General features: G+C 49.4%; 11 protein-coding genes and 2 pseudogenes. 7 read left to right on the forward strand and 6 right to left on the reverse strand.

The window, feature by feature from the left end; all coding sequences use genetic code 11:
• From BZG79_RS16060 to BZG79_RS06770, 7 genes and pseudogenes are all read left to right on the forward strand, one after another.
• Nucleotides 1–348, forward strand: a 348-nt coding sequence (locus tag BZG79_RS16060; RefSeq protein ID WP_199877588.1) for an NCS2 family permease, incomplete at its 5' end; no start/stop codon positions are given.
• A pseudogene (locus BZG79_RS06745) lies at nt 336–1451 on the forward strand (NCS2 family permease); the annotation flags it as partial. The gene BZG79_RS16060 and the pseudogene BZG79_RS06745, both read left to right, overlap by 13 nt.
• Before the next feature lie 57 nt (nt 1452–1508).
• A complete protein-coding gene (gene gpt / locus BZG79_RS06750; protein ID WP_025744451.1) occupies nt 1509–1964 on the forward strand; it encodes a xanthine phosphoribosyltransferase in 456 nt (151 codons plus the stop codon).
• A 156-nt stretch (nt 1965–2120) separates the two neighbouring features.
• Complete coding sequence (gene frsA / locus BZG79_RS06755; RefSeq protein WP_025744452.1) at nt 2121–3374, forward strand: esterase FrsA; 1254 nt, start codon at nt 2121–2123, stop codon at nt 3372–3374.
• A gap of 132 nt (nt 3375–3506) precedes the next feature.
• Nucleotides 3507–3908, forward strand: a complete 402-nt coding sequence (gene crl, locus BZG79_RS06760; protein ID WP_077461623.1) for a sigma factor-binding protein Crl — start codon at nt 3507–3509, stop codon at nt 3906–3908.
• An 84-nt stretch (nt 3909–3992) separates the two neighbouring features.
• Nucleotides 3993–5147, forward strand: a complete 1155-nt coding sequence (proB, locus tag BZG79_RS06765) for a glutamate 5-kinase (RefSeq protein WP_077461622.1) — start codon at nt 3993–3995, stop codon at nt 5145–5147.
• Between the two features lie 37 nt (nt 5148–5184).
• Nucleotides 5185–6438 carry a glutamate-5-semialdehyde dehydrogenase gene (locus BZG79_RS06770; RefSeq protein WP_077774022.1) on the forward strand — a complete coding sequence of 418 codons (1254 nt, stop codon included), beginning with the start codon at nt 5185–5187 and terminating at the stop codon, nt 6436–6438.
• Between the two features lie 115 nt (nt 6439–6553).
• On the opposite strand, the gene lipA is transcribed toward BZG79_RS06770, so the two are convergent.
• From lipA to rodA, 6 genes and pseudogenes are all read right to left on the reverse strand, one after another.
• A complete protein-coding gene (lipA, locus tag BZG79_RS06775; RefSeq protein ID WP_025673790.1) occupies nt 6554–7519 on the reverse strand; it encodes a lipoyl synthase in 966 nt (321 codons plus the stop codon).
• Nucleotides 7516–8172 carry a lipoyl(octanoyl) transferase LipB gene (gene lipB / locus BZG79_RS06780; RefSeq protein ID WP_037367580.1) on the reverse strand — a complete coding sequence of 219 codons (657 nt, stop codon included), beginning with the start codon at nt 8170–8172 and terminating at the stop codon, nt 7516–7518. Before lipB ends, lipA begins: the two co-directional genes overlap by 4 nt.
• A gap of 78 nt (nt 8173–8250) precedes the next feature.
• Nucleotides 8251–8520, reverse strand: coding sequence for a DUF493 family protein YbeD (gene ybeD, locus BZG79_RS06785; protein ID WP_025744456.1), 270 nt, complete (start codon nt 8518–8520; stop codon nt 8251–8253).
• A 130-nt stretch (nt 8521–8650) separates the two neighbouring features.
• Nucleotides 8651–9823 carry a serine hydrolase gene (locus tag BZG79_RS06790; protein ID WP_077660772.1) on the reverse strand — a complete coding sequence of 391 codons (1173 nt, stop codon included), beginning with the start codon at nt 9821–9823 and terminating at the stop codon, nt 8651–8653.
• A gap of 92 nt (nt 9824–9915) precedes the next feature.
• On the reverse strand, nt 9916–10737 hold the full coding sequence (locus BZG79_RS06795; protein WP_077774023.1) for a septal ring lytic transglycosylase RlpA family protein: 822 nt from the start codon (nt 10735–10737) through the stop codon (nt 9916–9918).
• A gap of 2 nt (nt 10738–10739) precedes the next feature.
• Nucleotides 10740–11500 (reverse strand): annotated as a pseudogene (gene rodA, locus BZG79_RS06800) (rod shape-determining protein RodA); the annotation flags it as partial.

Here is an 11500-nt window from a genome sequence, read left to right on the forward strand (position 1 = left end):
GTTGGCTGTCTAGTGATGGGGATTGTGGCAAACTATCCAGTCGCACAGGCGCCGGGGATGGGACTGAATGCCTTTTTCACCTACACCGTGGTTTTACAAATGGGGCACTCTTGGCAGGTTGCGCTAGCCGCCGTATTTATCTCCGGGTTATGTTTCATTTTGTTAAGTGTCTTGCGCGTGCGTGAATGGATCATTAATTCGATTCCAATGGCACTACGAACCGGTATATCAGCCGGTATCGGACTTTTTTTGGCGCTCATTGCGTTGCAAAACGCTGGGATTGTCGTTGACCACCCAGCAACATTGGTTGCGCTCGGTGATGTGACAGCCTTTGCGTTGGCTGTCTAGTGATGGGGATTGTGGCAAACTATCCAGTCGCACAGGCGCCGGGGATGGGACTGAATGCCTTTTTCACCTACACCGTGGTTTTACAAATGGGGCACTCTTGGCAGGTTGCGCTAGCCGCCGTATTTATCTCCGGGTTATGTTTCATTTTGTTAAGTGTCTTGCGCGTGCGTGAATGGATCATTAATTCGATTCCAATGGCACTACGAACCGGTATATCAGCCGGTATCGGACTTTTTTTGGCGCTCATTGCGTTGCAAAACGCTGGGATTGTCGTTGACCACCCAGCAACATTGGTTGCGCTCGGTGATGTGACAGCCTTTGCTCCCGCCATGGCGGCACTTGGTTTCTTTCTGACCATCGGTTTGGTGCACCGAGGAATGAAAGGGGCGGTAATGATTGCCATTTTGGCGGTCACGATCATCGGTGTCATCGCCGGTGATGTGGCATACGGTGGTGTGATGTCCGCGCCGCCGAGTTTAGCGCCGACCTTTATGCAACTCGATTTTTCTGGCGCGTTTGAAGTGGGATTAGTGTCGATTGTGTTCGCATTTTTATTTGTCGATCTTTTTGATACTGCAGGAACCTTAGTGGGTGTGGCACAGCGCGCGGAACTTTTGGATAAAGATGGTAAACTACCGCGCTTAAATCGTGCATTACTGGCAGATAGTACCGCGACATCAGTCGGGGCGCTTTTAGGCACGTCAAACACAACGTCTTACATTGAGAGCGTATCAGGGGTTGCCGCTGGCGGTCGCACGGGATTGACCGCTGTGGTTGTTGGTATTCTGTTTTTACTGGCGCTCTTTTTTGCACCGTTAGCAGGTATGGTGCCTGCCTATGCGACTGCTGGCGCCTTATTTTATGTGGCCATCTTGATGATGTCAGGTTTGGTGAGCATTAATTGGCGTGATCTGACTGAGGCTGCGCCTGTTGTGGTGGTGTGTTTGCTGATGCCGCTGACTTATTCAATAGCAAGCGGTATTGGGCTTGGCTTTATTGCGTTTTGTGCCGTAAAAACCTTTGCGGGCAAAGGGCGAGAAGTTCCTGTCAGTATCTGGATTTTGGCGGGGTTGTTCTTACTCAAGTTTGTCTTCTTAGTGTAAAGCAACGTGCCCACATTGACATTAAAATAAGGCGAGAGACGCCACGAGGTTTTCACCATGAGCACTAAGTTTATTATTACCTGGGACAATATGCAGATGTACACCCGGCAATTGGCAGAAAAGTTGCTTCCCGCAGAGCAATGGCAAGGTATTATCGCCGTTACCCGCGGTGGTTTGGTCCCTGCTGCCATTCTTGCCCGTGAGCTGGGTATTCGCCATGTCGACACAGTCTGTATTTCCAGTTATGACCACGACCATCAACGCGATATGCGTGTCGTCAAGCAAGCGCCCGGTGATGGTGACGGTTTTATTGTGGTTGACGATCTCGTGGATACGGGTGGGACGGCTGAAATGGTGCGTCAACTCTACCCCAAAGCACGTTTTGTGACCGTGAGTGCGAAGCCAGCGGGCAAGTCTCTTGTTGATGACTACGTCGTTGATATTCCGCAAGATACTTGGATTGAGCAGCCTTGGGATATGGCGGTCAGCTATGTTGATCCGATTGCAAAATAAATGCCGTTGGCAACGCAAATAGCCTACCGGATTGAGCCAAAACGCCGCGTTTTCACGCGGCGTTTTTTATTCCTGTGATTAAGTGCGGAAAATCATGGTCTTGCTATGTGTATGGTTTAAACTAACATCACGTTACAAAAAAGCCTAGGAGTGGGTGTGTCCAAGAAAGAATCACAAAACCTATCGGTGACGCTTTTTGCTAAACACAAACATGCTACCGAAACATCAACACTATTTGGTGCGGTTCAACAAAGCCAGCAAACCAATTACTCGGCATTTGATGGCGACAGCGAATCGAGTTGGTACCGTATGCGTCGTCGTGGTCAGTGGACTTGGCAAGGGGTCGATCCGGTCGAAATGGAAGCGATCTTTTCTCGTATTGCCTCTTCTGACAATACCCGTTCTGTTGATGCGTTATTGGATACGGTTGAAGGTTACCGAGCGGGTAATTGGAACTATGAATGGACCGCGGTAGGGATGCAACACCAAAAAAAAGCCAAAGTGTTGGCGGATGAAGGAAAGGCTGAGCAGGCGAGTGAACAGTGGCTTCAGGCGTGTACTTACTTTGGTATCGCGGCTTACCCTCATCTTAAAGGGGATAACCTTGCCTTACAGGCCGAAACCTTGGCATTTAAAGCGTTTGAAAAAGCAATGTCACAACTGCCGTTTACGGTGAAGACTGTCGAAACGCAATTAGACGGTAAGACGTTAAAAGGGTATCTCTATTTACCACGTACAGACGCCACCTTGCCGGTTGTGATCTTGAGTGGCAGCCTTGATAGCTTACAAACCGATCTCTGGCGCTTATTTGTCGATTACTTTGCTCCTGCCGATATCGCGGTACTGACGCTTGATATGCCATCGGTGGGTCACAGCAGCCACTGGCATTTAAACGAAGACACCAGCCGCTTGCATGCGGCGATGCTTGATAAGCTCGCTGATGTACCATGGGCGGATCACCATCGCGTCGGCACCATGGGTATCCGTTTTGGGGCTAACCCAGCAGTACGGATGGCATTTTTAGAACCTCATCGTATCAAGGCCAGTGCGTCACTGGGGGGGATTGTGCATGCATTACTCACCGATGCGACAAGAATGAAGAAAATGCCACCCATGTACCTAGATACCTTGGGCTCCCGCATAGGACGCCGGCTGCCTATCGATACCTTGAAAACGCGCTTACAAGCGTGGTCATTAAAAAATCAAGGTCTGCTCACTGGCCGCCGCACAGACGTACCGATTCTCGCGCTAAGCTTAAAAGATGATCCTGTGTGTCCGGAGTCAGATAACCAGTTGATCGCGCGATACAGTCGCGGAGGGAAAGCCGTTACCCTCCCAAACACGCCATTACACGATGGCTATCATCGTGCACTCACAGAAACCGTCAAATGGTTTACGGACATGCTTTAAACCTATCATAAGAGGTGGTAGCCCGAATCGAAGGTGTGATCTACCGCCGAAAGCGAAGGATTGACATTCACCTGAACGTTAACCGCATGATATACCATGTACAAGGACGTTAAAGTGCCACTGGAGGACACGATGAGCGATAAAACGACGCTTTCACATGGACGATTAAAAACGCGATTTACGGCTTTGGGCCCCTATTTTCGAGAGGGGATATCGGCACCAGAACGTTACTTTTTTGATAGCCTGTCCGTATGTGTGGATGCGGAAAAAGATCCTGATGCGCGAGAATTCTGGGGATGGTGGTTTGAGTTAGCCCCCACCGAAGACGGGTTCAATTATCGCTATGGGTTTGGTCTTTATGACCACAAAGGGGATTGGGTGAATGAGTCAATTCCTCAAGAGGCGAGGGAAGCGGTAGACAAAACGCTAACTAACTTTTATACCAAGCTGTATACCTTGCTAGACCAAGAGCTCGATCTATCCTTGTCACCCAGCGCCGCGCTCACCGAGCCTAAACTGACGGGCGCCAAGTAACCGTGAATTGCCTGATCCCAGCTCTTGTTAAATGAGCAAGGGATTGATAAAAGAGACACCTAAGCTTTTGTGGATCAGGCAAGCATGACTATTCAAGACGCATTTCAAGATGGTGGCCTAGCAGCCAACATTCCCTCGCAAACTCTCGTGGTTAAATTGGGCACCAGTGTGCTTACGGGCGGCTCGACGCGCCTGGATCAAGCACATATGGTTGAGTTAGTCCGCCAATGTGCAAGGTTAAGACAGCAAGGCCATCAGGTCATTATCGTCTCATCTGCAGCCATTGCAGCAGGGCGAGAGCATCTTGGTTATCCGGTATTAGCCGATACGGTTGCAAATAAGCAAATGCTTGCCGCCGTTGGCCAGTGTCGTTTGATTCAAACGTGGGAACACCTGTTTAGTTTATACGGCTTTCAGGTTGGGCAAATGTTATTAACTCGCGCCGATTTAGAACACCGAGAACGTTTTCTCAATGCCCGTGACATGCTTCATGCGTTGCTAGATAACGGTATCATCCCGATTGTGAACGAAAACGATGCGGTGGCTACCGCTGAAATAAAAGTTGGAGACAATGATAACTTGTCGGCACTGGTCGCGATTTTAGCGGATGCTGACAAGCTTTTGCTCTTAACGGATCAACCTGGCCTCTTTACCGCCGATCCTCGCGCGAATCCTGACGCTGAGTTAATTCGTGAAGTGCACACGATTGATGAAACCTTACGCAAATTAGCCGGAGGCAGTGTCGGTGGCTTGGGCACGGGAGGTATGGCGACCAAACTGCAAGCGGCGGATATTGGTCGTCGAGCCGGTGTCGAAGTCACCATTGCAGCAGGCAGTAAGCCGGAGGTGATCCAAAAAGCTGCCGCCGGTGATAATGCGGGGACACGCTTTTTACCCTTAGACAGTCCGTTAGAAAGCCGCAAGCGTTGGATTTTGGCGGGTCCTCCTCCAGCAGGCGAGATCGTGGTAGATGCCGGTGCCGCCACAGCAGTGACGCAAAACGGAAGCAGTTTGTTGAGCAAAGGGATTGTCGCTGTGAAAGGCGAGTTTGTCCGTGGCGAAGTGGCACGTATTGAATCGGTTGATGGTAAGTGTCTGGCCCGGGGGATCTGTCGTTATGCCGCACGTGATTTGCGCCGTATTGCCGGCGCACATAGCCAACAGATTGCAGATATTTTAGGCTATGAGTATGGACCGGTTGCGATGCATCGCGACGATCTTGTGGTCATCGACGAATAACATCCAAGCAGAGAAGAATAGAAGAGACGAATAACAGATGAGCTTACAAACGATGGGTAAGTCGGCAAAAGACGCCGCTTACCAACTGGCAATCACATCGACCGCGACGAAAAACCAGGCGTTAGCGATCATTGCCGATGAACTTGATGCACAGCAGGCGGCCATTTTAGCCGCAAACCAAATCGATCTTGCCGCCGCTCGCGAGACACAGATGGATGCCGCGATGTTGGATAGACTCACACTGACCCCAGAACGTCTCACCAATATGGCAAAAGACGTTAGGCAAGTCATCGCATTAGCCGATCCTGTCGGTCAACAGTTCGATCATAAACTGCTCGAAAATGGCCTGTCATTATCCAAGCGACGTGAGCCTCTGGGCGTGATTGGTGTGATTTATGAAGCGCGTCCAAATGTCACCATCGATATTGCCGCATTATGTTTGAAAACCGGCAACGCCAGCATTTTACGCGGCGGCAAAGAAACGTTCGCAACCAACCAGGTGCTAGTGAATGTGATCCAAACTGGGTTAGAAAAAGCGGGCCTTCCGCTCGCGTCCGTTCAGTATATTGATAAGCCTGATCGCGCCCTCGTCTCTGAACTGCTGACCCTTGATGATTACGTCGATATGATTATTCCCCGTGGTGGGGCAGGGCTGCATAAAATGTGCAAGCAAAACAGTACCATTCCTGTCATTATCGGTGGTTTTGGTATTAGTCATCTGTATGTTGATCACAGTGCTGATCTTGATAGAGCGCCAGAGGTGATCCTCAATGCAAAAGCAGATCGCCCATCAGCGTGCAATGCATTAGACACCTTGTTAGTGCATAAGGACGTAGCTGCGCAGTTGTTCTCGCGTTTAGTCACGCTGTTTAATCAACATAAGCTGAATGTTGTTGCCGCATCAAGTGCATTACCCTATCTGGATGGTGTTGAGCAGTTACGTGAAGCACAAACGGGTGACTTTGATACTGAGTGGCTAGGGCCGACACTGGGTGTGGCTGTTGTTGATGACGTGGATCAGGCGCTTGCGCACATGAGGACCCATAACGCGAGTCACTCCGATGCCATACTGACTAATGATTTACAATCGGCTGAAGCCTTTATCAACGGTGCCGGATCGGCGGCTGTGTATGTCAATGCATCAACGCGTTTTACCGATGGTGCGCAGTTTGGTCTTGGCGCTGAAGTGGCGGTATCCACCCAAAAGCTCCATGCCCGCGGTCCGATGGGACTCGAAGAGCTAACGACCTATAAATGGGTTGGTAAGGCTGATTACTTATCGCGCGTATAATGGCGAAAGTTAGTCAGTCATAACCGACTAGAAAAGCCGCAAGTGCATTCAGCACTTGCGGCTTTTTCTTATTTATCCGTGTACCCACTATTTACCATATACCCACACGATAAGGCTATTTCACTTCAACGCCTTTTGCTTGCAAGTCTGCATGATAAGAGGAGCGAACAAACGGGCCACAGGCTGCATGCGTAAAGCCAAGATCTAGCGCGATTTCTTTTAATTCATCGAATTCTTCTGGCGGCACATAGCGCTCAACCGGCAAGTGGTGACGGCTTGGGGCGAGGTACTGTCCTAGCGTTAGCATTGTGACACCATGCGCACGTAAGTCTTTGAGCACCTCGATAATTTCTTCTTTGGTCTCACCGAGACCCATCATCAATCCTGACTTGGTTGGTACGTCTGGATGCATTTCGCCAAACTTTTGCAACAGATCCAGTGACCACTGATAATTAGCGCCGGGGCGCGCTTTTCGGTACAAACGCGGTGCCGTTTCAAGGTTGTGGTTGAACACATCGGGTGGATTGTCACGCAAGATATCGAGGGCTTTATCCATACGACCACGGAAGTCAGGGACCAGTGTCTCTATTTGAATATCAGGGTTAAGCGTACGGATCTCACGGGTGCAATCGACAAAATGCTGAGCGCCGCCGTCGCGGAGATCATCACGATCCACCGAGGTGATCACCACATAACGTAGCTTCATGTCCTTGATAGTTTGTGCCAAATGCTTTGGCTCTTCACTGTCAGGGGCCACAGGGCGGCCATGGGCCACATCACAGAAAGGGCAACGACGTGTACAGATGGCACCCAGAATCATAAAGGTTGCCGTACCGTGGCTAAAGCACTCAGCCAAGTTAGGACACGACGCTTCCTCACACACCGAGTGGAGGTTATTTTTACGCATCGCGTCTTTAATTTCTTTTATACGCGCAGTTTCAGCCGGGAGCTTGATTTTCATCCAATCAGGCTTGCGCAGCACTTCTTTTTGCTCGGTCTGCATATTTTTGACCGGGATAAGCGCCATTTTATCGGCGTCGCGGTATTTAACGCCGCGTTCCATCTGAATCGGTTTGCTCATAAATCGCTGCTTTCCGTTGTAAACTCAACCTGAGAGTAACCTAACTGTTGAGTTAAAGTGTCTACCAGCACAGGTTGGACGTCAGCGAGTGTGACGTGATCAACCTGATCGCTCAGTTGCGTCATGGCCATACCGGCATACCCACATGGGTTGATGCGCTGGAATGGTGATAAATCCATATTGATGTTTAGTGCCAATCCGTGGAATGAGCATCCGCGACGGATGCGGAGCCCAAGAGAACATATTTTTGCATCGTTAACGTAAACGCCAGGTGCATCGGGTCGCGCGTAAGCGTCGACGTGGAAGTGTGCCAGCGTGTCAACGACTAGATTTTCAATATGACTAACCAGTGCCCGCACACCGACTTTTTTTCTTTTAAGATTAATCAGGAAATAGGCAATCAGCTGACCGGGACCATGATAGGTAACTTGCCCCCCACGGTCTGATTGTACGACTGGAATGTCTCCCGGGACCAAAATATGTTCCGTTTTTCCCGCTTGCCCTTGGGTAAAAACGGGGTCATGTTCAACCAACCAGACCTCATCTTGGGTCTGTTCATCACGTGTGTCGGTGAAGTCACGCATCTGTTCCCAAACACGTGAATACGGTTGACGGCCGAGGTGTCTCACAACGAGTTGGTGCTGCAAACCCATTTCCCATATTGTTGTCAGTGGCGATATTATAGAGCCTGGCGGCGTGATTAAAAGCCGCCAGTCGTGTGGGTATTTGAATTAAAGAACCATACGGACGATATCAATATCGCTGAGTTCTTTATAAAGCGTCTCAACTTGCTCAATGGAGGTCGCTTTAATGGTAATAGACACAGAGTGATAGTTGCCTTTTGCACTCGGTTTGACGGCGGGGCTATAGTCTCCCGGCGCATGGCGTTGAATAACGCTTAACACTTGATCCGGTAGCTCAGGTTTCGCTTGGCCCACGACCTTGTAGGTAAATTGGCAAGGAAACTCCAGCAGGTCTTTTAATTTTGGTTGCTCTTGCATGTAAACTCCTAACAGTATGTCTGTTAAGACACACGTTTGTGCGATTGATCACGATTAACGCGAAATACTAATCGGCTAAGAGTCAGAAAACAAGCCGCCCACGAGGTTGGAGGGCGGCGTAAAGTAGAGGTTATCCAAGTAAGTTTTTGAACATCATCACGATGTAGTCAATGAAACGGCTAAAGATACCGCCTTTTTCGACATCGTTGAGGGCAACCAGTGGATATTCAGCGATGTCTTCATCATCAACTTGATAGAACAACTTACCGACCACGTCACCCTGACTGATAGGCGCTTCGAGGGTTTGTTCTAAAACAAAGCTCGCTTTCAAATCGCGTGCTTTACCGCGAGGAAGAGTGACAAAGGTATCTTCGGTGACGCCTAGCGCGACTTCGTCTGTATCACCCATCCATACTTTCTCAGTGACAAAGGTTTCATTGGCCTTATGCGGTGCAACTGTTTCAAAGAAACGGAAACCATAGTTCAGCAGCTTTTTACTCTCAGCCTTACGGGCATTTGCACTCTTCGTCCCCATGACAACTGAAATAAGACGCATGTCGCCCTCAGTCGCTGACGTGACGAGGTTGTAACCGGCCCCATCAGTGTGGCCCGTTTTAATGCCATCGACATTCAGGCTTTTATCCCAGAGCAAGCCATTACGGTTGTATTGAGTAATGCCGTTGTAGGTAAAGGCTTTTTCTTTGTATATCCGATACTCTTCTGGTACATCACGAATCAGCGCTTGGCCGAGTAACGCCATATCATAGGGGGTGGTATACAAATTTTGAGAGTCTAAACCATGCACATTAGAAAAATGCGAGCTGTTCATGCCCAAGCTTTCGCCCCAGCGGTTCATCAAATCGACAAAGGCGTCTTCCGAGCCCGCAACATGTTCTGCCATCGCCACACAGGCATCATTACCAGATTGGATGATGATACCGCGGTTTAGATCGGCCGCTTTGACCGTGGTGCCGACCTCGATAAACATTTTTGACGATTCAGGGTAATTTTTTGCCCAAGCGTTTTCGCTAATGACAACATCATCATCCATTGAAATGTTACCACGTTCGACTTCTTGGCCGATGACGTAGCTGGTCATCATTTTGGTTAAGCTGGCTGGATTGAGGCGCTCATGAGCATTATATTCTGCCAATACTTTGCCAGAATGGTAATCCATGAGCACATATCCTTTCGCCGCAATTTGCGGTGCATCAGGGATGACAGCGGGCGCGGCTTGGACAGTCGCTGTGGTGAGCACAGCCGCGGAAAGCAGCGCGCGTATGCGAAAAACGGTTTTATTCATCATTGTTAGTACTTTTGTCGGTTATCGATGTCGATACTGTATTTGTCACTATACCAAATTGCGTAGAGAGCGACAGGCACGATTTCTTTAACTTATTGATTATCTGTTTTGGCACTTGTTACCGATGAGTCAGTACTCACAAGTGCCTCGGTGACGATAAAGGCGCCCGGCAATTGGTGCTGTTTTGCTGTGCGCATCGCTTGTTGTGCTTGGCCACGGTCGTAAAACGGACCAAAACGTACGCGATAAACTTGGTCACGGCGCGCGATATGGGTAGGTAGACCATGGCTTTTTGCTAATTGTTCCGCGGTTTGATTGGCTTTTAAACCATTTGAAAGCGCTGCCAGTTGAACATAATAGACATGGTGCCGGGCGGAGTGCCACTCATCTTCCTTGGGTTTCTCAGGGGAGATAAGCCGCAGTGAAACTGGTGCAGTGCCGGTTTTTAACACGTCCAACTTTTTCGCTGCAGCATAGCTAAGATCAATCACGCGTTGGTTGTGAAAAGGACCGCGGTCATTGACACGCACGACCGCTTTTTTGCCATTGTTTTGGTTAGTGACTTCGATATAGCTCGGCAAGGGCAAGGTTTTGTGCGCCGCAGACATGGAGTACATGTCGTAGACCTCGCCATTAGAGGTGCGATGGCCGTGAAACTTCTCTCCATACCAGGAGGCAATTCCTGCTTCTTGATACCCCTTAGGCTTACGTAAAATCTGGTATGACTGCCCGTTTAACGTGTAATCCTTATTACCCGCGAGGCTATAAGGCTCATATTTAGGGTGTGCGTCCTCAACATGAATGGTTTGTGGAACCCGGTCTGGGGCTTTGTCATTATGCATATCGTAGCGCCCTTGCTGGTTGCTACAGGCGCTGAATAAAAGGGAAGTAATAACAACAAGAATAGCTCGCATGTTTATGCCCTGGATAACATTTTACGGTGAGTATGAATGGACATGAGAATACCAAAACCGGCCATGAGCGTGACCATTGAGGTGCCACCATAGCTAATTAAAGGTAAGGGTACCCCAACCACAGGTAAAATACCGCTGACCATGCCAATGTTGACAAAAACATAAACAAAAAAGCTCAACACAATACTGCCCGCCATCATACGGCCAAAGGCGGTTTGTGCTCGGCTTGCCAACATTAACCCTCGCCCATCCTCGCCCAATCAAAAACACATATAAAGCCAGTAGCACGCAAACACCCACTAACCCCCATTCTTCGGCGATGACGGCAAAAATAAAATCAGTATGGCGTTCAGGGAGAAACTCGAGCTGCGACTGTGTTCCATGGAGCCAGCCTTTACCGGTTAAACCGCCCGAGCCTATCGCGATCTTAGATTGGATAATGTGATAGCCGGCACCGAGCGGATCCGATTCAGGATTAAACAAGGTAAGCACCCGTGTTCGTTGGTAATCGTGCATCAGGAAAAACCAAAGTACTGGTATAAAGCTGGCAAGCGCGACGACAGCAGCGGTGATGATTTTCCAACTGATACCGGCTAGGAACAACACGAATATGCCGGATGCGGCGATCAATATAGAGGTCCCTAAATCGGGTTGTTTGGCAATCATGAGTGTAGGGACCAACAACAAGAATAGCGCGATCAGCAAAGTAGATATTTTCGGGGGGAGGGGGTCTTTACCAATAAAGCGAGCCAGCATTAAAGGC

Origin of the sequence: Salinivibrio sp. MA427, assembly GCF_001996115.1 — a bacterium.
Taxonomy (GTDB): Bacteria; Pseudomonadota; Gammaproteobacteria; order Enterobacterales; family Vibrionaceae; genus Salinivibrio; species Salinivibrio costicola.